The 23,244-nt window shown below is 58.9% G+C and carries 15 protein-coding genes and 2 pseudogenes; 6 read left to right on the top strand and 11 right to left on the bottom strand.

Annotation, left to right across the window (positions count from 1 at the left end; genetic code table 11):
• Positions 1-21: 21 nt before the first annotated feature.
• Positions 22-111 (top strand): annotated as a pseudogene (locus tag IVA74_RS32105) (NUDIX hydrolase); the annotation flags it as partial.
• 531 nt (positions 112-642) lie between these two features.
• On the opposite strand, the gene IVA74_RS32110 reads toward IVA74_RS32105, so the two are convergent.
• The 3 genes from IVA74_RS32110 to IVA74_RS32120 form a co-directional block, all read right to left on the bottom strand.
• Complete coding sequence (locus IVA74_RS32110) at positions 643-870, bottom strand: hypothetical protein (protein ID WP_247350976.1); 228 nt, start codon at positions 868-870, stop codon at positions 643-645.
• A 179-nt stretch (positions 871-1,049) separates the two neighbouring features.
• On the bottom strand, positions 1,050-1,487 hold the full coding sequence (locus IVA74_RS32115; RefSeq protein WP_247350978.1) for a response regulator: 438 nt from the start codon (positions 1,485-1,487) through the stop codon (positions 1,050-1,052).
• Positions 1,488-2,474: 987 nt separating this feature from the next.
• A complete protein-coding gene (locus IVA74_RS32120; protein WP_247350979.1) occupies positions 2,475-2,672 on the bottom strand; it encodes a hypothetical protein in 198 nt (65 codons plus the stop codon).
• Positions 2,673-2,865: 193 nt separating this feature from the next.
• Here IVA74_RS32120 and IVA74_RS32125 point away from each other — a divergent pair, with 193 nt between their 5' ends.
• Entirely contained in the window at positions 2,866-3,255 is a 390-nt protein-coding gene (locus IVA74_RS32125) for a response regulator (protein WP_247350981.1), read from the top strand.
• A gap of 82 nt (positions 3,256-3,337) precedes the next feature.
• Here the strand turns inward: IVA74_RS32125 and IVA74_RS32130 are convergent.
• Positions 3,338-3,483, bottom strand: a pseudogene (locus tag IVA74_RS32130) (SOS response-associated peptidase); the annotation flags it as partial.
• A 166-nt stretch (positions 3,484-3,649) separates the two neighbouring features.
• On the opposite strand from IVA74_RS32130, the gene IVA74_RS32135 reads away from it, so the two are divergent.
• On the top strand, positions 3,650-3,886 hold the full coding sequence (locus tag IVA74_RS32135) for a hypothetical protein (protein WP_247350983.1): 237 nt from the start codon (positions 3,650-3,652) through the stop codon (positions 3,884-3,886).
• A gap of 433 nt (positions 3,887-4,319) precedes the next feature.
• Here the strand turns inward: IVA74_RS32135 and IVA74_RS32140 are convergent, their stop codons facing one another.
• Entirely contained in the window at positions 4,320-4,529 is a 210-nt protein-coding gene (locus IVA74_RS32140) for a hypothetical protein (RefSeq protein ID WP_247350986.1), read from the bottom strand.
• 193 nt (positions 4,530-4,722) lie between these two features.
• The gene (locus IVA74_RS32145; protein WP_247350988.1) at positions 4,723-6,120 is read right to left on the bottom strand and encodes an OpgC domain-containing protein; all 1,398 of its coding nucleotides are present in this window, start codon (positions 6,118-6,120) and stop codon (positions 4,723-4,725) included.
• A gap of 499 nt (positions 6,121-6,619) precedes the next feature.
• On the opposite strand from IVA74_RS32145, the gene IVA74_RS32150 reads away from it, so the two are divergent.
• On the top strand, positions 6,620-7,282 hold the full coding sequence (locus tag IVA74_RS32150) for a response regulator transcription factor (RefSeq protein WP_247350990.1): 663 nt from the start codon (positions 6,620-6,622) through the stop codon (positions 7,280-7,282).
• Here IVA74_RS32150 and IVA74_RS32155 read toward each other — a convergent pair.
• The 3 genes from IVA74_RS32155 to IVA74_RS32165 form a co-directional block, all read right to left on the bottom strand.
• Positions 7,277-9,397 carry an MASE1 domain-containing protein gene (locus tag IVA74_RS32155; protein WP_247350992.1) on the bottom strand — a complete coding sequence of 707 codons (2,121 nt, stop codon included), beginning with the start codon at positions 9,395-9,397 and terminating at the stop codon, positions 7,277-7,279. The genes IVA74_RS32150 and IVA74_RS32155 overlap by 6 nt on opposite strands.
• A gap of 1,828 nt (positions 9,398-11,225) precedes the next feature.
• Complete coding sequence (locus tag IVA74_RS32160; protein WP_247350994.1) at positions 11,226-11,462, bottom strand: hypothetical protein; 237 nt, start codon at positions 11,460-11,462, stop codon at positions 11,226-11,228.
• Positions 11,463-12,396: 934 nt separating this feature from the next.
• On the bottom strand, positions 12,397-12,738 hold the full coding sequence (locus tag IVA74_RS32165; RefSeq protein WP_247350996.1) for an H-NS family nucleoid-associated regulatory protein: 342 nt from the start codon (positions 12,736-12,738) through the stop codon (positions 12,397-12,399).
• Positions 12,739-13,217: 479 nt separating this feature from the next.
• Here IVA74_RS32165 and IVA74_RS32170 point away from each other — a divergent pair, with 479 nt between their 5' ends.
• Complete coding sequence (locus IVA74_RS32170) at positions 13,218-13,934, top strand: hypothetical protein (RefSeq protein ID WP_247350998.1); 717 nt, start codon at positions 13,218-13,220, stop codon at positions 13,932-13,934.
• A 1,841-nt stretch (positions 13,935-15,775) separates the two neighbouring features.
• Here the strand turns inward: IVA74_RS32170 and IVA74_RS32175 are convergent.
• Together IVA74_RS32175 and IVA74_RS32180 are read right to left on the bottom strand one after the other, a co-directional pair.
• The gene (locus tag IVA74_RS32175) at positions 15,776-16,546 is read right to left on the bottom strand and encodes a hypothetical protein (RefSeq protein WP_247350999.1); all 771 of its coding nucleotides are present in this window, start codon (positions 16,544-16,546) and stop codon (positions 15,776-15,778) included.
• Positions 16,547-16,617: 71 nt separating this feature from the next.
• Positions 16,618-18,231, bottom strand: a complete 1,614-nt coding sequence (locus tag IVA74_RS32180; protein ID WP_247351000.1) for a glycosyl hydrolase family 17 protein — start codon at positions 18,229-18,231, stop codon at positions 16,618-16,620.
• A 1,619-nt stretch (positions 18,232-19,850) separates the two neighbouring features.
• Between IVA74_RS32180 and IVA74_RS32185 the strand changes: the two genes are divergently transcribed.
• On the top strand, positions 19,851-23,201 hold the full coding sequence (locus tag IVA74_RS32185; protein ID WP_247351001.1) for an adenylate/guanylate cyclase domain-containing protein: 3,351 nt from the start codon (positions 19,851-19,853) through the stop codon (positions 23,199-23,201).
• The last annotated feature ends 43 nt before the right edge of the window (positions 23,202-23,244 follow it).

Here is a 23,244-nt window from a genome sequence, read left to right on the forward strand (position 1 = left end):
ACGGCAGGCACTTGAACAGGCGAGATCGATACAGCGGCATGGCTCAAGTCGCGAGGCATCAGACTGACGTCCACGTCGCGCTACATTCGCGATAAGCTATTTCCCTCGTGAGCGTCATGCTTTCGGCAGGGGGCCAGCAAAGGCTTTGAGCTTATTGGCTCCTCCCGGCATTTTCACTCCTTCAGTCGCGCTCCGGTAGCCTAAGCGCGTGGCGGATGCCCACGCGTACTCGGCGGCGGTTGATCATCCAATCGGCGTAACAGATTAAGCTGAAGTCTAAGGGTAGGTGTTAACTCGTCGTCCCCAAGACATGCTTGCAGTCTCTCGCCAATCTCTCGGAGGATTGCGCGGCTGAACGCCCTGTCGATGTCAATACGGGTTCGCATGGCAGAACTCCCTGTTCTGGCCGAAAGCCTGCTCTGCTATTGTCGTTCTGTCTCTTTCAGGAGTTGAGGCCGAGACCGCCGCCTTTGGCTATCTGTCGCGAGCCGTTGTGGACAGCGGGTGATGAACAACCATTGGCTATCCAGCGGGCGACGGTCTCGCAAACACAACGCCGTCGGCCGACAAAGGTTCACATAAGTTAACCTCGGAACGCGCTTTGGTAGCTTGACACCACCGATCCGGCGAGCGGCTCGCGGATCACCTTTTCGGCAGGCCCAACGCTTCGACGGCCCGAATGCAGATTTGAACTGGGTCTTTCAGGCTGGTCTGACCGATCTCAATGATCTTCTTGGCGATCATTTTGGAACGGGGATCGTTCCGCTCCTTTACGCCGATGGTCTTCAGGGCTTGCTCGGAAGCGTTCGCGAGCCGGATGACATCTTCCGGTCCAAGAGGTGAGTTCTGAAGTATCCGGTAAATGACCAAGCAAGCCCCCGCTGAATAGCAGCATCGCAGGAGTTCTTTCGCTGAAACTAGCGAATTGGGCGTGCGACCAGCACGCGCTCCATCGCAGGACGCCTGCGGCTCTTCACCGCCGAACAAGAGCGGGCACGAGATCAGCCGTAATAAAATCCGCGGCCCCCATGTAAGACCAGGCCGACGAGCTAATCGCCGTTCCGTCCGCACAATTGTCCGACCTCTTCGAGCACCTCAGACATATAGACGGGCTTCTCGCACCGTCGCGCACGTTGAAAGCGGACAGGTAATACCTCGGGGCTGTAACCCGTCACGAAAATAAAGGGGATACGACGGCGTATCAGTTCGTCCGCAATCGAAAATGATGGCTCTCCACGCAGATCAATATCGATGACTGCAACATCAAAGCCGCCGTTCGCAACCTGATCTTTTGTCTTAGAGATCTCGGCAAAGGGACCGACTACAATCGCTCCGCGAGCGGTTAATTCCTGCTCAAGATCACTCGCCAAGGAGTATTCATCCTCAAGAACGAGAACCCGGCATCCGGCCAGGTTATCTACCTCAGCAGTACACTTAAGCCTCGCCCGGCTCAGGCCGACGTTCTCAATCGTGGCGATGCCAGCCATCCTCGATCTCCCCGCTGCCTCACGCGACCTTGCGTCCATTTTCGCCCGAAACAGTCACACTCAATTTCAATGTCGGCTCGCGCCGTCGCATAGACTTGGCTCTAACCTCGGAACAGACGCTAAGCGGGAATGAGGCGATGTCATCCATTGTTGTTTGCGAAGAGCCGCCTGCCAGCTCTCACTAGCATTCGAAAGAAATGTGAAGCAGGAAACGAAACAATTTTGCGCGCAACCGAACCTTACTTGCGCAGCGCCAAGCAAGTGCAGAGACGCGATCAGTTGTTCTGACCGGCTGGCCCGAACGCGCCTCGTTGCGGAAGATCAAAACGAGGGTCGATCACTGTGCCTAGGCTGGATATTGTAGCAGAACGACCTTCTGTCAGGCTGCTGAGGTTATGAGGCTTGGCGCGGCATGTCCGTCAGGGCCTCACCCCGTCAGCGGGGGGATCGGCTCCGCTCCTATCGCAGAGAACTTACGTTTCTCCCGGTCTAGCGGCGGCTCGCCGCTAGTTCGACGCCGCTCCCGCGAAATAGTTCGTTAGGATCTGTGTGCCTAACTGAGAGCGTGCCGATTACCGCCGATTGCGGCACATGGAATGGGAATGTCGGCCCCGGCTGTCTCCCCAACCTGCGGCTGGGGCCGTTTTGAACTTGCGCAGCATTGTTCACCACCGGTCCACAACTATGATTAAGGGCATTGCTATCGCGCTATTTGCGCTGGGCATTTTATCTCAGTTCGATCAGGCGCTCTTCTATGGCCGCAATACTGACGCTGCGCTTAGGCCTGTGCGCGAGATCAGCCGCGCGTTTGGCGTGTAGGCCGGCATTCCATCGCGGAAGCGCTCGCCCGTTTGCTCTCGAATCTTGCGGCGTGGTCACCGCCGGACTGCGGTCTCCACAAACTCCTGCACAGAACTTGGCACGTCATCGTGCTCGACAAAACGCCCGACGCAGCTCGTCGGCAATATCCACCGTCACGTCGCGCGACTAGCCCTCGGCGGTATTGAACGCAACGATCTGCACCGGATGACTATATTGGTCTTCCAAAAGACGGCGGAGAAGCGATGCGCGGTCACTGTCTTTTTCGTCCGCCTCGCACCAGGCGCGCCCGAACCTGCCAAAATCGTTCAGCACAAGATAGGTGTCGTGATCGACATGCGGCACGATGGAGGGGGAGCGAGGCATACGCAGCAACTCCTGTTGGAGCGAATAGGAACCTTTACCGCGTTCCGGCCTCCCTGTGTAGGGGCGCACTCGGAAATTTTGAGGTACATCAAGCGGATAATTCTCTCGACAGCCCAAGCTGCCGCTTTAGCGGTAATTTCCGGAACAAGCGTTCACTTTGTAACTTAAGCTAAGGTCTCAGGGGAAGTTCGGTGTGAAAGAGTTGCTGCCGGTCGTACTGGTCGTCGAAGACGAGCACGCTGTTCAGGGGTTCATCGAGGACGCACTCAACGAGGCCGGCTTCGGCGCCGTATCCTTGTCGTCAGGCGAAGAGGCGCTGACGATACTCAGCGGCGACAAAGACAAGTTTCGCGCTCTGCTGACAGATGTCAATCTGGCGGGTCGATTGAGCGGTTGGAAGATCGCCAAGCGCGTGCGCGAGATCAAGCCCGACATGCCGGTGATCTACATGACTGGTGTCTCGGGCGACGAGTGGCCTTCTCACGGCGTGCCGGGCAGCATCCTTCTCACCAAACCGTTCGCACCAGTTCAGGTTGTCACCGCCGTCGCTCAGCTTCTGAACGTTGCCTCGACAGAACCATAGGTTCCAGTTGCAGCCATCCAGCCAACTGGATTGGCGGCTTCTACCAACGGACCGCCGCTTGGGACAAAATGGCCACTCCAATCCATGGCGCTCGCATCCAGACGTCGCGCTCCTTATCCGTCGTGAGGATCACTGGCATCGGCTTCGGATGGGTCGGTTCAACCATGGCGTTCGGCGTAGTCGTCAGGAACTATAGACAAGGTGCAGGCCTGAGACCGGCTTGAACTTGTGCCGTCGTCCGCCCGGAGCCGACAGGCTGTGCGATCTGTGTCTGTGTCCTAATTCCCACGGTTGCGAGGAAAAGCGCATCCGTTTGTCGTCTTTCGAACAGACGGGCCAAATCCACTCCGCTCCAACTTCACTACTGGAAGCAGCCATCAGTTGGGGAGGCGGAATGGAACGTTCCCTGTTACTTGAGATGACGCGCGACAAATATGTCGAGCGGTGCAAGCAGCGAGCTTTCGATCATCTCGAGCGAGGTGATCTTAAGAACTCGGTCGCCTCGTTTGTCGAGAATATCAACGCGCGTCCCGATTGCGAGCTGCCAAACTACTTGGAAAGGCTTGGCGGTTCGCTTCTGACGGCGAACGACGCGCTCGGCTGGAGAACGCTCATTGAGATATTGAGGTGATGGTCCGATGGATCAAGCCAGCCAGGATGTGGCGGGGACCAATTTGACAGGGAACAAGCCCAGCACAACGACCGGACACTGATGGATGAGGGGGTGGGATGGCGCACTACCGAGCTTACCTTTTGGATCACGACCGCCACGTTATAAGCGTTGCCAATTTGCATTGTGCCGACGAGCAGGAAGCACGGGAACGTGTTCAGGAGCTAGTTGATGCCAACGACATCGAGCTGTGGCAGCTTGATCGGCGCATTGCGGTGTTTGAGGCCCCCAGAAGCAGAACCTCGCAGGCGGCGGCAGAGGAAAGCGTTCAGGGGCCGCAACCTCCTAGAATGAAACCTAGGTAAAAGGCTGCGACCAAAATAGGTGCACAACTCAGTTGAGCGCGAGGATGGCGGTTCGGCTGGTAGTGATGCTGTCACCGGGGCGTCCGACCTTACGCGACCTCGATCATTCGCTCCTTGCTGGCCCGCAGGCTGCGGAGGTAATAGCCTCGCGCGTGAACCGCTGATTTGATTTCGTCGCTGACCTTGAGAACTCGTTTCCTGCTCTTGCGCCACTTGTGTGCAGAGTAAAGCGCAGGTACGGCACAGCCTGTACTTAGAACGAGGAAGTCGCGCTTGTCATTGCGATAGACATCATACACCGTTCGCCCCCGCCTAATTGTTTTGAACTAAGAATGAAATATGTTTCGTCGTCTCAATCAAAGAGATTAGTACCTCGAATGGCTGTGCGGGTTGTAAATGTGCAACGCCTCGAGACTTTTGCTTCACCTCGTTCCGGAATTGGAACGAACTGAAGCAGGTCCGGACCACCGCCAAGTTAGGTATGCTGCGCAGTTAGTTCAGCGAGGCCGTGAGCGGCACGAGACAGCGGTTCTCTGGCGTTCGCCACCTCGCCGTGCGGCGATGACGCATTGTCTGCGACGCGAAACACCCAGTGGGTTTGCCTATTCGCGAACCGGCAATCGATGACGGGATTCTGGCCGCCGGCCCATCCGAACTCGCGCAATCCTCGGCGAAATGCCTCCAGGGGGCGCCAGTCAACGGTGCCCCAGGGTCCGGCTGGGCGCGCACGCCCACAGGCAGTGCAGCGGTCGGCTGCAGCCTGGGCGTGGTCTTGACCAAGTTCAGCATCGTCGCCGCCACGATCATCATGAGGATCCCACCAACGCTGAGCGTGATCTGCATCGCGAGCCCTTCCGATACGTCGAGCAGCGCCAGCAGGCTAGCGAGCGTCAGCAGAACGCCGAGGCAAAAGATTGGCAACGAGTGCTTGCCACAGAGGATGGCGCCACGCATCGCCGGAGTCGTCAATGCTTGCCGATTGGGCGGCACGAACCACACCGCAACAACCGCAAGAGCCAAGAAATGCAATAGACGCAACGGATCGAGATTGGATTTGTCTAGCGGGTAAGCCAATTTGGTTAGGCCCTGCGGGATTAACGCTTCCAGCGGCTTGATTCTCCAGCTCAACGCGATGACAAGGCTGAAGACCAGATAGAGAGCGGCAGGCACAAGGGCCTTGCGAGACGTTAGCCAGGGGCGCACGCTTTCGCCCTCAATTACCATCCAGGCGCCAAGGACCGCCAGTAGCTGCCAGGCCAGTGGATTGAAAGCCCAGTGGCCGTTCGGCCACGCCGGCATGGACCAGCCGAACATATGCACCAGCGCATAAAGCGCCAGCGAGGCGCCAAGCGTCGCGTTCGGCATTCGGAGCAGCAACCACAGCAAAGGCGCGAAAAAGAGGTGGAGGAGCACGAAGATCGGCAATACGTCGGTATTGACCGGACGGTATTGCAGGATCGCTGCGTGCGCGAGCGCCGAGCCCGGCTGGTCCAACAGAATGCGCGTATTGCTCACGTCAGCAAGACGGTCCCCGCCTGCGAGGTGAACCAAGATGGCGCAGGCGAGCGTGAGCAGCAGAAACGCGACATAGATGTCCCAACTTCGCCGCAGTGTCCGGCGGATCACGCTGGTCCACCCCTCGCAGCTCCGTACCTTGCCATAGGCCAGCGCGCAGGTGACGCCCGAGACGAACATGAACACTTCCGCGGCATCGCTGAAGCCGTAGTTCCGTAGCGTCAGCCAACTTCCAATATTATTGGGGACATGGTCAAGAAAGATGCACCAGAGCGCGATGCCGCGGCAGGCATCAATGCGCAGGTCGCGGCCGTTGACTTTCAGCTCCGGCAGAGCGCCTGCAAATGGCTTTGGGGATGCGGTCCGATCCTGCATTGGCTTGCCTCGTCCAGGGTGCGCGCACGCTTCGAGAGGAACGATCGAGAGGAGCCGAATGTGACAAAAAAGCACGCTGCGGGAGTCTGACAGCGCCGCAGTCCAGAGTTGCTCCACACCGACCCGGCCACGACAGCAATTGCGACAATGATCGTATGGCCGCTCTGCGCACAACCTTCTGGTGGAGAGGCTGACCGTCGTCATCATCGTGCAAGCGCCGCAACCCTGTAAATCGGCCGGAGGTCGGTACAGAGAGGTGCCTAGGTCCTATGACCAAGGTACCGTCCGTCCTGCCGTCTTGGCCTCGGTCAGACACATGATGAGCAATTCATCGCTCGCATGGACCAGGGGCCAGCGAGCTCCGCGCTTCACGTAGTCCGCTCCCTTCTTACCTGACCGCGAACCGCTGGCCAGACCCGAGATGGAAGATGGACGATTTCGAAGGTGGGTGTATGATTTTCTATTGATCTCCGGGCGGTCAGAAGACGGAGAGCTTTTTATGAAGGTGCTTGTTGTTGACGATCACACATTGATTCGGGCCGCGTTGCACGCTGTCCTGAAGCAACTAAAGCGAGAAGCCGTCATATTCGAAGCTTCGAGCGGCCGAGAGGCCATGCACATCGTCGAGGAGCATCCCGACATCAGCCTCATTTTGCTTGATATCAATTTGCCCGATCGCGACGGCTTCTCTGTCCTTTGCGAACTGCGCGATCGCTATGCAAGGACTGCTGTCGTCATTCTCTCGTCCTCCGATGATCAAGACACGGTCAGGCGCGCTTTCAAACTCGGCGCGCTGGGTTTCATTCCGAAAACCACGGAACGCGAGGTGATGCTCAACGCTATTGAGTTGGTGTTCTCCGGCGGAGTTTACATCCCGTTGGAGATACTGGAGAAGACAGCGGGCCCACGGCATGCAAACAAGCCAGTGGCGCCCGACTCGCTCAAGGGGCTCGGGTTGACCGATCGGCAGATTGAAGTACTTGCGCTCCTGATGAAGGGAAAGAGCAACAAGGTCATTGCCAGGATGCTCAATATGGCAGTGCCTACAGTGAAGAATCACATCACGGTCGTTCTCAAGGCGCTCGGCGTCGCGACGCGCACCGAGGCCGTCATAAAGGTCGGAAAAATGGGCTGGGAGTGGCCGCCGAAATCTGGATCATGAAACTGCCCCAGCGTCTCTCCCACCAGCGTGATCCCTAAACAGCTTGTGCATGACAGCGCGGAGCTGCATTGGGTCGACCGGCTTATGCAGCAAAACGTATCCTCTATCCTTAGCGTCCCGCAATGGTTCAGCTGCTGTATCGCCGCTGATGAGAATGGCAGGAATTGACGAGCCAAACGCAGCATTTATTTGTTCAATTGCCCTGATTCCGGTCTTCCCGCGTGCGAGATGATAGTCCGAGATTATGAGGTCGGGGCGTTGTTCGCGCTCAGCAAGTCGGACCAGTGCGGCTTCGTCGGATCCGGCCGCAAGAACCGAACATCCCCATTTGCTGAGCAATCCGCCCGTTCCCTCCTGCACGATTGGAGTATCGGCAATAACAAGAACTGCCTTGCCGTCGACTGCAAAAGCACCGGTGTTTGGTAAGTCGGCGGGCGCTGCGGCCTTGACGCATTCGTCGACCTTTGGAACCAGGATCGTGAATCGCGAACCGCGACCGACAGCCGAAGCGAGCTCGATTGGATGGTTGAGAAGCAAGCGAAGCCTGTCGACAATGGCAAGGCCGAGCCCCAGTCCGCCGGTCCGGTTCTGCTCCGGAGCAGGAACTTGAAAAAACTCGCCAAAGATATTTTGCTTTTGATCCTCGGGAATGCCGGGACCGGTATCGTATACTTCGATGCGCAGCATTTCACCGCGCCGACGGCATCCGACCAGGATCCCGCCCTGCAACGTATAGCGTACAGCGTTGGATACCAGATTCAGGAGTATGCGTTCGAGCAGCATGGCGTCGCTCCGTACCCAGGCGTCACTTGGCCAGACGCGTAAGCGCAAGCCTTTTTCACGCGTCGCCTGATCAAACGCCGTCTCGCTTTTTTGCAACAGGCGCCCGATCGGGAATTCGCTAATGTTGGGGGTAAGCATCCCGGCATCGATTCTCGAAATGTCCAACAGCGAATTGAACATTTCATCCATTTCCTTGCGCGTTGCGTCGACCCGCTCGATCGTCCTTGCCCTCTCCCCCGGTTCGAGCGGCGTGCGCAGTTGGGCAACAAACAGCCCTAATGCATGTAACGGTTGCCGCAAGTCATGGCTTGCCATGGCAAAAAAGCGTGATTTTGCTGCACTGGCGAGCTCCAGCTCTTGCGTCCGCTCTGTGACCTTCCGCTCGAGTTCGACGCGCGCGCGGCGCAGCCGCTCCTCCGCTTTCTTGCGCACCTCGACATCGGCGCTCAGCAACAAGCTTGGAACGGTAATGCTGATCAAGAACATCAACACCAGCAGGAACGATGCGTTAAGGTCCGTAGTTGTGAACGGGCCGCCGCCCGTGAGCGTGCCCCAGATCGTGATGCCCGCAAGCACCAGGGCGACAGTCGCGGTATCGCGTGGACCGCGGCGCAGCGCCGCCCACAACATTGGCAAGATCGCGAGGAAACCCAGTGGATCTCGGCCGGGCGTTTGCTCGATCAAAGGGCTGAAAGCAATGAGTCCAACAACCGCCGCTGTCGTGAGGACGCCGACCGTCTCCAGAAGCGCATGGCGTTCGAAGTGATGATAGCGGCTTGATGCCCAAAGCACGATAACAGGAGCAATGACCAGTGCGCCTGTCACATCTCCCAGCCACCAGGTGATCCACGCATCGGCGAAACTCTTCTGTTCGATGTACCCGAAGATTGTCAGACTCGTCAGTCCAATGCTGGCACTGATCGGTGTCGCGATCACGACGCAAATCAGAACAAACTTTGCAACGGAATCGGGGCTTGAAAACGTGTTACACCCACCCGACCACCGATTAATGAGATAAGCGCCTACAACCGCTTCAAGAGCATTACCGGCCGCAATCGCGATTGCGGTAGCAACCGAGCCTGCCGTCGTCGCATTTGCGATCAACGCCGCCGCAAAAATTGCTGGCCAGGTCCAATATCCCCGCAACAGCACCGCCGCCAGCGCGACACCCGTCGGTGGCCAAATTGGCGTTGTACTGGGATGAATGGACGCGAGAGCAAGCCCGCCTTTAGCCAAGACGAGATAGATGGCTCCGATCGCGACCAAACTACCGATGTAGCTGACGCCTCTGCTAGAGTTTGTCTCGGAGGCTAATGATCGAGGATTGGACATCGTCGACGTCCTGGACCAGGCAATTGGTTCGTCTATCGAAACTTTGATCTCTGCATCTAAGAGCGCTAGATACGGCAGATGCGCTCAGATCAAATTGATCACAGCAGTCTTCTGGCGGACTAAGCGACGGCGCGTGCGATGGAGCTGGCCGCTTACTGTTCAATTCCCGCGGATCGCCTCAGAACCAGTGAGACGAACCGGGCGCCGTTGCATCCCGAGGAATTCGCGCCGTCTCGTGTTCACCCCGAGCTTTGGGGGGATGCATCGTACGACGAAGATAGGCGCTCCGAAAGGCCGGATTTGGACCCGGACTAGGTCGCCGTATGCGACAAAGGCCCATCTCTCGTTGGAGTCTCGGGACTGAACCACTTACACGTTAGCCTGCTGCGGCGTGACGAGGAGGCGGAAGCTTCGCCCCGGAAACAGAAGCATCTCCATGATCGATGAGGCGACGAGTCCGTTCGTCGGCCGTGGCGTTTGCGATGGCCGGTGCAATTCTCCTTTGATCGAACAACCGTAAGGAAGCCAGTGCTAGTGCCGTGATCGAGTGACCTCGTTCGACGACTTGCACGGCAGACATTTTGAAGCGCTGCGTCCTTTCGCGTTCGAATACATCGTCGGGCCGCTCGCATATTCGATCAATCATTCCGGCACAAATGACGGAAGGTTGGAAGCCGCCTCATGAACTGAGGTGACGTGGTCCTGTTCGAGCGCCTGCTGAACGCCGCACGCACTAAAGGAGTATCGCATCATCGCTCGGTGGACCGCCTCGACCGCGCTCCACAATGTTGCATGTCTGCGGGCTGCCTCGCTCAGACTACAAACCCAATTTTACCCGGCTGGGAACGCGTTTGGAAGAAACTGTTGTTCTTCGCTCGATCTGCGCTTTTGCGTCCAGCACTTTATCACCGGCTCCCGCGGCGCGCGCCCGGCTGACCTGGTCCGATGTGCTGGCGCCCTTCCCGCGCGTTCCGATCGGCAGACCATTTCCTTCGGCCCGCGCTGCGGGCGAAGAATTGTTTCGAGTGGACAAGGCGCCGCCGACTGGTTGGTCCTCATTGCTCGTGCCCGTCCCGATCGCGCCGATCGGCAGACCATTCTGAGCGTGACCAGCCCCGGCATTTCTTGCGGCCTGGGCGGCGGACCGCGACCGTACCGGCGCTGCGGGCTGAACGTTCGGATTGTCCGGCTCGGCGTTGATGCCTGGATTTCGGCCGGTGGCAGTATCTTTCGTCCCCATTCCTGGGGACGCTGATTGACCAGTGTTGCCTGCACCCGTTCCCATTCCAGAAGATGCAGACGGACCAGCGCTGGCGCTACTCGCGCCCGTCCCGGTGCCTGCGCCTGCGGACCCGGCGTTTGCGCCGCCGGCTTGCGCCAGGATCAACAGAGATGAGCTTGCGACGATGGTGGCGATTATCAAAGGCTTGGCGTGGGGCATCTGACGATCTCCTTAGCCATACCTCTATTAACCACGACGCCGCAACGCGGTTCCTGCCTTCTGCGGCACAAGAACACCGCTGCCGTTGCGCTTGTCGATTGGACCAGTTCGTCGAAACGCCCGGTCAAGCCTTCTGCCCTAAGCGGTCCAGCGTGACGCCAATGGCCGTCGAGTCCTCAATGGTCTCTTCTTCGTCTTGCGATCAATGCACCCGACTTGCCGGACGAGCGTCAGTCCTGCACGATTTGCTAAAATCGCTTGGTTCGCTCGCAAGGAGCCGGCGTTTGGGACAGGACCGTGAACGCCCGCCGCCGCGGAGATGAGCGGCCGCCCGGACTGCAGTCCACGGCGGACCACCGCTGTCCCATCCAACTCGCTGTCCGCATCTCAGCCGCGCTTCCGCTGAGAGGTTGGTTTAAACTCCACGACCTCGTGCTGGTCGCACGGATTCGATGGCTCATTTCGCTTCACGATTTGCTCAAGCTCGAGCGCTTCGATGGCGAGTTTATCCGCCAAGCGCTTAAACAGCTCGCACTTTTCTGTGTCCGTCGCCTGCTGACTCATCAGCGCAAAGTCTCTGGCGTCAGCGCGGACCTTTTCCAAACGTCGTCGGAGGTCCTTCATGTGTGCCGGCTCAGCTTCTAAACTTATCCTCGGCCCGAACAATCAGTTTGCTTGTTCGGATCACGCGGGAGTCAACTAACGAAACAGGGTATTGGTTCTTTGCGAACTGCCAAATTGGCCGCTTATTCTAGCCACGACGGCTCCCGGGCTGAGGCATCCCTGTTCGGCACTCGCCGGATGATGCATAGAACTAGCATACCTGAAGGGGCATGAATGTTCGAAAGCGCACAGACGCGAGTGTTGCGCCGGACTAGGCTGCGAGCGATCCTAGACGCTCGCGAAGCGCTCGGGGCCCAACGGCCTCGGGGGATGCCAATGTGCTGGCTGCGGTGAAGCGGCTCCGTCCGCGAACGCAGTGTTGCTGGCTGCGTGCCGGGTATGAGGCACGAGTAACCTCGGCAGATTTTAGATCAAACGACGGTCGTTCTCGTGCGTACTTTCCTTCTCATTGTGGGAAAATATGACTACTGGTGAACGTTCTGTTCGTTGTAGTTGTCCTGCCCTCGCGCAGAACGGCACCTGCTCGGCGAGCAGGAACTCCGTCTCTGGTGACGATCAACACGATGGCCCGTCGATCGGACGATCACGACCCACCATTTCTGCGGCGCGGGATGACGCCGGTTGCAATCAGAGTTCTTTCGTCGTCCTCCCCCTTCCAGTCCTTCGAGCGTGGAATGCGGTTAGGCGGCACTTCAGAGGGCACCACGACTAGACGCGGGCCATCGCGCGCTTGAGAGTCTTGTGGATGTCTTCACCGCGCCGCGGGCCCTCCGAGCGATTCAGCGAGAACCATCAGCCAGATCGCCAGCGCGCTCGCTATGGCGATTCCTCCAAGCATGGTTATGAGCCGCATTTGAACGATGATGTGAAAAGTTCAGAGCCTCAGGGGGTAACAGCCGGCGTCAGCATTCCCATTTCAAACCGCAATCGGCGCTCAATTTGTCTGCCGCTTTTGGGCTGAAGCCCGCTCGATCAGGAAATCGTCCAAATCTCGGCCGCCTCGAAGCTTCGGCCGCAGCCATCGAGGTAGCCTGCCGCGACCCGACCATGTCTCCGCTGGGTTCTTCGGATTGCGATATTTGGGACGGACGGGCGGGTATGGACGGCGGCGCTTACGATTGAGCCGTGTGGCCTCATTGGCCAGTCCGATCCTGTGAAGCCTTTCCTCCAGATGTGCTTTTTGCACCAACATTTTCTGAGTGAGTTTGGCGGCGACCTCTTGGTGAAATATCCAGAGCTCGTCAACGGAGAGCGAATTGAAATGCGCGGTGGTCATGGCTCCATCCGAATCTTGGGCAGAAGGCCCACGCAGACGAGTCGGGAATCCGGGAGCAGACAAGCCGTCAATTAAATAATGATCGTGCAATCCACGTTTAAATGGGAGGGCAGAATGGCGCAACAGTGGTAATATCGTGGCGGAGTATTTAATTGCTGCGAGGGGTATCCACGTATCGTGACATCCACAAACTCACCCCTCGGCGAGAAGCGATTTCGTGTTCGGGGACCAGCGCAACGATGGCGATCGACCGGGCGGCGGCGGCGCGGATCGCGGGCGGCAGCGAGGCCCGGCGCAACTCAGGTGGCTCGATGAATCGATCGCGCTGCCTCGTGTTGCAACCCCGGAGTACTGGGCCGGCATATTAATCAGGCGGCCAAGAGTACAATTAATTCGTCGCGCTGCCCGATTTAAGCCGCATGGGAGCCGTTGTCGCCGCTGAGGCTCGAGCGGGGGTGGGGCGAACCCGGGAGTTTTCGATGTCCGGTCATTTGCGATTGTACTTCGCCAGCCTAGTCCTTGTTGGAGGTTTTTGGGCAGCGCCTGCGTCTTCCAATTCGCTTGCCGACTTCTTCAATACTGCTACGTCCCAACCCACGGTAACCTCTCCGCCGCAAGCCGAATGCGTGCCGCGTCCCGGTACCTCGACCACCGGCGGACGGCATTGGGTCTACCGAACGGACGGTCACCGCAAATGCTGGTTCCTGGCCGAGGGCGTCGCGACGGTGAAGAAGCCCATTCGGGCTCGCATGGCCAAAGACCGCAGCGCCAGTTTGGACGAAAACGGGACCACGCAGACCAGGCGGCGCGCGGTCGTTGATGCGCGCGCGGAGTTGCTGCGCTCCGCACCGCCCGAGCAATCTCAGCCGCCTGTACCTGGAATGAAGGTAGCTGATGCCGCTTCCGATCTCTTCACGGGCCTCACCCTGATGTCGGCGGTCCCCATTGTCGATCTTCCCAGCAACCAGCTCACGCCCGAACACTCCATGCCCAGCCGAGTCGACGTTGGGCAGCTTCTCCCCGCCGCGTCCGCCGACCCACCTCAAGTTATACCGCTGCGCGTGCGCACTGCAGAGACGCGCGACGAAGCCCGCAGCTGGACGGCCTGGTTTGGTGTGCTGCTGATGACGCTTGGCGGCCTCTCGCTCTTAAGCTCGAGCCGCACGCTTCGGTACGCGGTGAGATTACGCCACTGAGGTAGCGAGATACGAGGTACTGCCGCCGCGCGATCGATGGGATTCCAGGGACCAGTATAGCGGAACTGCCACACGTACAAAGGTTCCGTACGCCGCACTTAATTTGGCACTGCCTTAGACGGACATTCGACTACGATGATGGTCGCCCTTTGGATGGGCCTGCATCATGCGGTACAAAGTGTTCGTGGTGGACGGCAGCCGGCAAGTGATCTGCGCTGCAAAGCTCGACTGCATTGACGAGCAAGCGGCGAGACGCCGAGCCGAGCAAATGCATGACGAGCACGACGTTGAGCTTTGGGAAGGCGATCGACTTGTTGCCGTGTTCCGAAGTGCAACGTCGAATGAAAGTCGGAGCTAATGCGCGGTCCCGAATAGACGGCCGGTCTCGTCGCCGAGTTAGTTCGAGCGTTGTGGGGCACCCCGGCCCGTCTGGTTGCCGACACGTCGCAGCGACGTCGTCGCCGAGCCTCGCTACTGCGGGGATGAAGGCGCCAGTCCTCTTTCAAAATAGTGGCAGATGCGAGGAACGCGGGCAATCCGTCCATCGAATCGCGCGAGTGAGCCAACGCGGGTCAACCTTCGGACCGCCGGGTCTCTAAACGGCTCTTGCTCCGCCGCTCGCTTTGGTACGCCGTCTTCTGCCGATTGTTCTTGCTTCTACATGTCGGAGCTTACGTCGAAGCTTCTCCACCTGTCTAAGCTCCTCCAGAAGCGCCTGGTGCCGTTCGCTCAGAACAGCACTAGAGAAAATCGGACGCGTACTCGACATCACATGCCTCAGAAAATGACTTGAAGTAAGAAGTCGACGAAAAGCGAAAGACAAAGGACACTCGACCGAAGCTCAATGAGCTGAAGCCGCAGCCGCCAGATGCTCCCAGTACTCTGCCTCTGCAAGCAGTTTCCAGCTTCTCTCAGGTTGGAGTGCGGCAGTCTGTCGGCAAAGCAGCGCCATTGCACGAAGGCGGCGGGCAGCTTCCATTTCAACCTCCCATGTTCTCCCCAAACATATTTTTCAATTTTGAGATGGAGTCATCATGATTATATGCAATAATCAAATTTATCGTTTAACGGCGGTCAATTTGGTTCCCTTGGTAAGCTGACCGGGAACTGGTTCGGTTTAAGCTTCACATCGATTTCGAATGCTTGCTCGCAGGGAACCTGTTGCGCGGTAAAGCGAACGAGAAACGTGCGCGGGCAGCAACACGAGAAGCGAAGCTTCGTGCGCGAGCATCGCAATGTCAGAAATCCCAACCGAGGACTCTTCTCGCCGCCCTCCAGGGCACGTGCGCCGGCTACCGAGCCATAACCCAGCAGTTGGGTTGCGTCAGCGGTCTGGCTACGCGCCTGGCTCTTAGAGCGCACCACCATTGAGTTCCGCGATGGTCTCAAGCTCTGGAACGTGCGCCCGGGCGACAAGCTGACCCGATGAGGATGACCAGCATCACATTGAAAGCCAAGTTCGCCGCTTCACGGCGGGCCCGGATCGCGTCGGATGCGCAAGTTAATAATCACAGGTTGGCGCAACGTGTTGCGAGACTGTTGCTTTCATGCCTCGTCTTCGCAGACAGGCTGAGTTTGGCTCCAGCTGGCTCCCTGCGACTGTCGATCCATGCGGACCGAGTGCATCTGGGAGACAAGCCGTAAAATTCCGTTGTCGCCTCGCAAGGAGGGGCGCAAGAGCCTCTTTGTTTTTGATTTCGATGCATTAATCATTAAATTTGACGAATAAATAAAAAATGGACTGGCGCTTTAATCTAAATAGATTTGATTTGATCAGGAGGGGATGATCGTGGCGCTTCTTGATCACGGTTGTCGCTTCTGAAGCCGCGAATATTGCAGAATCAATAATTGCCAACGTGGACGGTCAAGCACCGGCCACAATGGGCAGGGGGAACCGCTAGTTCTTTTGCGTAACTTGGCAGGGATTGTCGCTGGCGGCCTATCGCCGTCCGAGCGAGCGCTAGCAATTTGCGTGAATTGATTTTGCGGTGACGCTCTCTGCTCTGCATTGGCAGACGAGGGTTGCGAATGACGTGCACGCATTTTGTAGCAATGTTCGGCCGGGCTCGCGCAATTTCGAATTCGTTTTCGTCAACTTGCGATCGTTCGATCCAGCCAGGTTTGCGGTTTGCAAACATGGCGGCTGTCAGGCGCGCGACCGTGCACACGACATCCGCTCGCGAGCTCGGAGCGACTCTAGCCCCAAACAGGCTTGAGCGGCACATGTTCTCTTTGCGCATTTTCGAGTGCGAAAGCGGTCGCGGCATTTCGCTTCCCTGCAGGGCGGCGTAAAGGCTGTGAATCAGCACGGGCTTGGCGCTCTGCTTTGCCAGTTCGCCAATGACTTCCGTCGCTACCAGTTCGATCTGCGACAATGCGGCGGCAAATCTAACGCCATACCCGCCAAAACGTCCGGTGATGAGAACCCCATCCACATTCGTGTCCTCAAGCAGTGCCTTCGCGCAGGCGGCGAAGACGGAAGGATCCGCATCCGTGCCGCCGGCGACGTCAACCGGGTTTCCGAGCGAAGCTGCCGCCGGCAGCAGTTTCGCGAGCTTCTCAATGGTTTGAGCGGACAGCGTCGCCAGCGCCAAAGCACTCGGTGTCATCATTCCACCAATGCTGCTCAGCCGTGCAGACCAGGTGATCGACTGACGTCTGGTATTGGCCCGAAGGGGAAGACTCAAGCGCGCGCCCGCCACAGCGTAACCGCAAGCAATATATAGGCAGCACAAGTCCACAGCGACTGCCAATTGTCCGGCCCTTCGCTAAGCGCCGCATAGATGGCTGCCACCAAGAATACGCCGGCAAATATCGCTTCCGCCATGGGGCGGATTCCTTTCTTGGGGCCATTGAGCTGTGTCATAGCCGCAAAAGGGACCGCCGCCATAGTGAGGGCCGCAAAAGGAAAATCCTTTTCGCGCGGGTCAAACATGAAGCCCAGCGCGGTCTCCGTGCCGATCACGATGGTTACGATCAAGATCCATCCGTGCATGATCGCCAGCACCGATGAGGTGCGGTAGTCCTTCGGACCCAGCAATTCCAGAAATGTGGGCGGTGCGCGCCCTGACATCAGGGCGTTGGCGCCGAACAGCGGCGAGGCAGTTGCCGCCACCAGAAGTGCGCCCCACAGAAGCCAGCTGCCCGCGTCGTAGCTTTCATAGAACACCTTTTGAGCGGCCCCCCCAAACAGGACTCCGGCGGTGGTTGCCGATATTCCGACCGCAAACCATGAGACGAGCCGGGGCTGCGAGAGCTTCCGGCGCGAGGTCAGCCATGCAGCGCCGAACACCAGGATCGCCAGCGCCATTCCGCTGCTCATTTGCAGTTTCCAGAGCGGATAATTGCTGACAGGGATGCCGGGCGGATATTTCAGCGTGCGCTGCGCGGAATCAAATAAGCCCCACGATCCGCCGACGGTGCCCTCGAACTCATGCTTCCACAATTCATCATACGCCTCGAACAGGTTGACGCGGAAATTCTCGCGCCGGGCAAGATCGAGAACCTCCGAGATCACCCGCGCCTGATTGGTGCGCGACGGTAGCGCCGAACCGCGCATCCGCCCTTCGCTCGGCCAACCTGTTTCTCCGATCAGGATTTCCTTGCCCGGAAACGCCGACGCCACCTGCTCTCGGACGGCGTCGACGTGAGCAGCGGCAGATTTCGCCGGGACCGGGACGTTTTCCCAATATGGCAGGATATGAACGGTGACGAAGTCGACGGCGTCATCGAGTTCCCGATAGCGCAGCCAGTACTCCCAGACGTCGGAATAGGTGACGGGGACCGTCACTTGTGCCCTGACCGAGCGGATTAAGGCAGCAAGGTCGGAAGGCGTCATCTTCCGATGCAACAGAACCTCGTTGCCCACAACGAGTGCGGTGATGGTTTCCGGATATTGCTGGGCGAGGCGTATGCCCGTCAATATCTGTGCCGCGTTCTTCTGTCGGTCCCTATCGAGCCAAATTCCCTGAATGACTTTCAGCCCCACCTTGGACGCAAATTCGGGGATCTGATCGAGACCGAGATCAGTCGCATAGGTGCGGATACAGTCGGTTATTTTGGCAAGCTGGGCGAGATCTTCCGCGATCTGGTCCCGCGGCACTGGTGTCGGCGACTCTGACGTTTGGTTGTTGCGGAAGGGCGCGTAGGATATGCATTGCAGTTTGGCATTCGGATCGATCGGTGCGCGCGCCAAGTTGATCGGTATGGCCAGCCACCACCACGCCGCGGCGATCGCACCTAGGGATATGATGAGAAGCGCCAGAGGCGTGCGAAGCGAAATAGTTTGACCCTCCAACGTAGAGATCGTCGGTCAAAAGGCATGCTGTCGTGACCCGACAACAACAGAAATCATCGTCCGCCGGTACCTACTTGACTGTGAAAGCTGCTGCCAGATTGTCCGTGCCGCAAGAGGCGAGTCAACATCCACGAAGGCCTTAAGGCTACCGCAGGGCAGGGCAGGTAGAAATAATCTTCGCCATCTCCCGAGATAGCCTTCGGGGAACGGCAGCAGAGTGGCCTTTCTCTGACGGTCGCCGTGCCGGCTAACGAACGTCGCCTATTGGCCCGTCTAGACGTGCCGGCCCGATCTGACCACGTCCGCTTATCCGCCGACTTTCCGCCAGCATAATAGCGCCGGCAGCCACCGGGACAATGACGAGGACCGTGGCAAGCGCCTCCGCCGAGGCCAGGGTGTCGTACCGGTCTGTTCCAAAGCTCAAGCATACGCTGGCCTCTAGCGACGCACGCCCACCAACGATGAATGCACTCTGTCGAAAGGACGTACGTTCGCGCACAAAGTACGATGCTACGTTTCGTCGCGTGCGTTTTGATCGCGCGGCAACATGACCAATGCCGGGCGCCGGAATATTGAGCGAAGTAGTTGCGGTCACCGCGCAGTAAGATCGCCCGCGGCTATGTCGAAGATGTTGACCGACTGTGAAGTAGTTTACATCCCTGTATTCTTGGCCCGGGCTAATGTGGCGAAGGCTTCTTACTTTGAAGGAGGCATCCGATGCACACCGCAATCAAATGGAACTCCCGATATAACGCTCGCGAATGGGTGACGATGGCTGGGACGCTCGTCGTTCAACTCCGCGCACTGAATGCAAACCGACAGAAGGGTGAAAGCAAGTCAAGGCGGCCACTCTGGAAACACTTCGACGACACCCATCATTGGGACTCAACCGCGGAGGAATGGGTCCCCGACCATGATCGGTGATGGTGCAGCCTTACCGGCCTAGGCCGCGAAGCTGAGCGAGCACAGGTATCGGACCGGCAATTCTCCCACTCGTAGGGAGGCTGAAGACGCGGCAGCCAAAGCTATCGATCACGGTTCGTGGCTCCGATCGCGGCATCGAGTGCCTTGCGTTCCGTGTAGTCTGAAATCGGCGCAGTGTTGCTCGCGTCCGTTCGAGGCGGCGGCGTGGTCAGGATCAGGCGTGGTTTGAGCGGAAGCGCCTCAAGGGCGGCCTTAAGCGTCGTGACCTGCGGCATAAATTTGCGAGCGTTGTCGCAATGGCGAAGGACCTTGCGGCCCGGACCGTCCTGGCCGCGGCGTCAACTATTTTTGGGAGGAGTTTGCCAGCTATGTGCAGGCTCGCTACAAAACGCAGCAGCTGCGCGTCGAAGGCTTAGCTGCGCAGGGCAGCCGCGTCGATTGCGGCTTCTGCCATCCGGAACGGCCGAGAGCCGAATAGCGTGGAGTCCGTTAAGAGCGCTTATCGGACGTCAGCGGCGCGTTGCGCAAGGACCGCAATGACCCTTAACAGACATCGCGCTTGGCGGCGTTCACTTTTCGCCTGGGCCACTATGTTACATTGGGAAGAAGTCCGGTGATCGGCGCTTCGGTCGACAGATGTGCCTTCGCAAGCCTCTCTAATGTGCTATTCTCATCGTATAAGCCATAGGTATACCATGACCGGTATTGCAGAGTGGCTAGCATCGATCGGTTTGGGCGAGTACGCCGAGCGATTCCGCGAAAACGCCATCGACCTCTCGGTCGTTCGAGATCTCACGGAGCAGGATCTAAAAGATTTGGGCGTCCTGCTTGGGCATCGCCGCAAGATGCTGCGCGCGATCGTAGAACTTCAGGGAGAGGTCCCGCGAAAGCCTCAAGTGGGCGCTAAGCCGGCGTCGGCGGACCCCGCCGGGCGGCGTCAGCTTACAGTCATGTTTTGCGATTTGGTCGGCTCGTCGGCACTTTCGGCCCGCCTTGATCTGGAGGACCTGCGGGCCGTAATGGGCACCTATCACGGCTGCATCGCAGAGGTTGTTGCCCGGAATGAGGGCGTTATCGCGCGGTACATGGGAGATGGCGTGCTCGCCTATTTCGGCTATCCCCAGGCGCACGAGGATGATGCCGAACAGGCGACACGCGCAGGGCTGGCGCTGGTCGATGCCGTAGCTAGCCTCCGGACAGACCCCGCCACCGAGCTGCAGGTTCGCGTTGGCATCGCTACCGGTATGGTGGTCGTGGGCGATTTGACCGGCGAAGGTTCAGCTCAAGAGCAGACGGTCATTGGCGAGACGCCGAACTTGGCTGCGCGCCTGCAGACCTTCGCCAATCCCGGTACCGTGCTGATTTCCGAAAGTACGCACCGGCTCACTGATGGGCATTTCGAACTCCGCAATCTCGGCCCTGTCGCGCTTAAAGGATGGGCGGAGCCAATGCCAGCCTGGCAGGTCCTGGGAACAACCGAAGTGGAAAGCCGCTTCGAGGCTCAGCACAAAACCCGATTGGCGCCGCCAATTGGGCGTGACGAGGAAATCGAGATGCTCTTGCGTCGCTGGCAGCACGCCAGGCGTGGCGAAGGTTGCGCGGTGATGCTCATCGGAGAGCCCGGTATCGGCAAGTCGCACATTGCGCTGGCGCTTGAGGAGCGGCTCGAGGCCGAACCGCATATCACGGTGCGCCAGTTCTGCTCGGCGCACCACACCAACAGTGCGCTGTATCCTTTCACCCGCCAGCTTGAACGCGCTGCCCGGTTCGAGCGGGGCGACCCGCCCGCAGAGAAGTTCGCTAAGCTCGAGGCTCTGCTCGTGCGGGCTGATGCCGACCGCGTGTTGCTACCTCTGGCCAACCTTCTGTCGCTACCACCAAGTGAGCGCTACCGCATTCCAGAGCTGAGCCCGCAGAAGCGCAAGGAGATGACATTGGCGGCGCTTTTGACTCAGCTCAATCTCTTGGCGGAGCGACAGCCCGTGTTCGTCATTGTGGAGGATGTCCATTGGGCAGATCCGACGTCGCTGGAGCTGCTCACGATGACCTTGGAACAGCTACCGCGGCTTCGGGTGCTGCTGCTCATCACCGCGAGGCCAGAGTTCACGCCGCCCTGGCCAGGTCATGCGCATGTGACCACGATCTCGCTCACGCGGCTGAACCGACGCAACGGGGCGGCGCTAATCGAGCGCGTCACCGCCGGCAAGACGCTCCCGGAAGAGGTAATGGAGCAGATCCTCGCCCGCACCGATGGCGTGCCCCTATTCGTGGAGGAACTGACAAAGACTGTGCTCGAAACCGGGCTATTACATGAGCAGGGCGATCACTACATCCTCAACCGTCCTCTACCCCCGATGGCGATTCCGACAAGTTTGCACGCATCGCTGATGGCGAGGCTCGATCGATTGGCTCCGGTGAGGGAGGTGGCTCAGATCGGCGCTGTGGTGGGTCGCGAGTTCTCCTACGAACTGCTGAGCACCGTAGCCGGGTTGCCAAAAGAGAGACTTGAGGAGGCGCTTGCGCAGCTGGTTCGGTCGGAGTTGATATTCTGCCGGGGCGAGATACCCCAGGCGGTCTATACCTTCAAGCACGCGCTTGTGCGGGATGCTGCCTATTCGGGACTGCTGAAGAGCCGACGCGCAGCGCTGCATGCCACGATCGCAGACGCCTTCGAGCAACGGTTCCCGGAAATTGTGGAGAATCAACCCGAAACTCTCGCGCACCATCTGAAGGAGGCCGGGCTGTTCCAAAAGGCGGAGGCATATTGGCTGCGCGCCGGCAAGAAGGCCGCTATGCGCTCGGCCAACCTGGAGGCCATCGCGCACTTGCAACGAGGTATCGAGGCCTCAGGCCATCTGCCCGACAGCGCGCGAAAGGACAGGTTGGAACTTGACTTCCAATTCGCTCTTGGGCCCTGCCTGATCGCTACTCAAGGACCAGCCTCGAACAAGGCGATGGCAACCTTTGCCCGCGCGCGTGAGCTGTGCGAGCGCCTTGGAGACCCTCCCGAGCAACTCCAGGTGATGTTCTGGTTGACCACCGCGAGCGTAATGCGCGGTGAGTTGCCGGTGGCTGAGGAAACGATCGCCGCCCTGCTCCAACTCGCCGAAACGCGCGACGATCGACCGACGTTGCTCAATGCGATGCGCGGGCAGGGGATGATCCGCCTTTTCATGGGACGTCTGACCGGTGCCCATGAAGCGATCGAACGGGCCTACGATGCCTTTGAGGCGAGCAGCGAGGAGGATAGGCTGGCGGCACGTGTGGCCGGCCAGGATGCCGGCGTGGCTGACCTGGCGTTGATGTCGTGGGCGCTCTGGCTGCTCGGCCACGCTGATACGGCACTCACGCGAGTGAACGTCGCCATTCAGCGTGCCGACGCCATCAGTCATCCGCATTCGCAGGCGTATGCTTGTTACTATGCATGCATTCTTCACGCCCTTCGCGGCGAGTTCCTGACTGCGCAAGGTCATGCCGAACGCTGTATCGCCCTGTCGGAGGAGCATGGATTCCGGCAATGGCGCTTGGCGCGCGCTATTCGGGGCATATGCGTGGCGTCGCTCGAACCTTCACCCAGCGCACTCGGGGAGATCCGTGCCGCGTTGGACGAATATCACAGCGCGGGTTATCAGCTGGCCATCACCGCGCTCTACGTGCTTTTGTGTCCGCCATTGTTGATTGGTCACGACTACGAGGCGGCGCTGGAATTGATCGAGCACGGCCTCGCTACAACGAGCCGAAATAGCGAACGAATTTTGGAGGCCGAATTGTATCGGCTGAAGGCGCGGGTGCTGGTCCTCCGCGGTGGACCAGACGTCGAAGCCGAAGCGCAGGCACTGCTCGAGCAGGCAATAAATACGGCAAGAAGCCAACACGCCAAGACGCTTGAACTTCGAGCCGCAATGGACCGTGCCTCGCTGTGGATCGATCAGGGCAGACGCGAGGAAGCGCTCAATTTCCTCGCACCGGTTTATGGCAGCTTCACCGAAGGCTTCGAAACGCATGATCTAAAGGAGGCAAAGGTGCTTCTCGATGGGCTGCGGTAATCAAACCGGGACAACGCATGCCCACATTTAAATCGCAACGCGA

Origin of the sequence: Bradyrhizobium sp. 132 (genome assembly GCF_023074185.1) — a bacterium.
Classification (GTDB): Bacteria; Pseudomonadota; Alphaproteobacteria; order Rhizobiales; family Xanthobacteraceae; genus Bradyrhizobium.

Excerpts from the sequence above, each read along its gene's own strand:
- IVA74_RS32170 (WP_247350998.1), top strand. The coding sequence starts at position 13,218 with ATGTCCGGTCATTTGCGATTGTACTTCGCCAGCCTAGTCCTTGTTGGA.
- IVA74_RS32155 (WP_247350992.1), bottom strand. The coding sequence starts at position 9,397 with ATGTCCAATCCTCGATCATTAGCCTCCGAGACAAACTCTAGCAGAGGC.
- IVA74_RS32175 (WP_247350999.1), bottom strand. The coding sequence starts at position 16,546 with ATGATGACACCGAGTGCTTTGGCGCTGGCGACGCTGTCCGCTCAAACC.
- IVA74_RS32120 (WP_247350979.1), bottom strand. The coding sequence starts at position 2,672 with ATGCCTCGCTCCCCCTCCATCGTGCCGCATGTCGATCACGACACCTAT.
- IVA74_RS32115 (WP_247350978.1), bottom strand. The coding sequence starts at position 1,487 with ATGGCTGGCATCGCCACGATTGAGAACGTCGGCCTGAGCCGGGCGAGG.
- IVA74_RS32135 (WP_247350983.1), top strand. The coding sequence starts at position 3,650 with ATGGAACGTTCCCTGTTACTTGAGATGACGCGCGACAAATATGTCGAG.
- IVA74_RS32165 (WP_247350996.1), bottom strand. The coding sequence starts at position 12,738 with ATGACCACCGCGCATTTCAATTCGCTCTCCGTTGACGAGCTCTGGATA.
- IVA74_RS32185 (WP_247351001.1), top strand. The coding sequence starts at position 19,851 with ATGACCGGTATTGCAGAGTGGCTAGCATCGATCGGTTTGGGCGAGTAC.
- IVA74_RS32160 (WP_247350994.1), bottom strand. The coding sequence starts at position 11,462 with ATGAAGGACCTCCGACGACGTTTGGAAAAGGTCCGCGCTGACGCCAGA.
- IVA74_RS32150 (WP_247350990.1), top strand. The coding sequence starts at position 6,620 with ATGAAGGTGCTTGTTGTTGACGATCACACATTGATTCGGGCCGCGTTG.
- IVA74_RS32145 (WP_247350988.1), bottom strand. The coding sequence starts at position 6,120 with ATGCAGGATCGGACCGCATCCCCAAAGCCATTTGCAGGCGCTCTGCCG.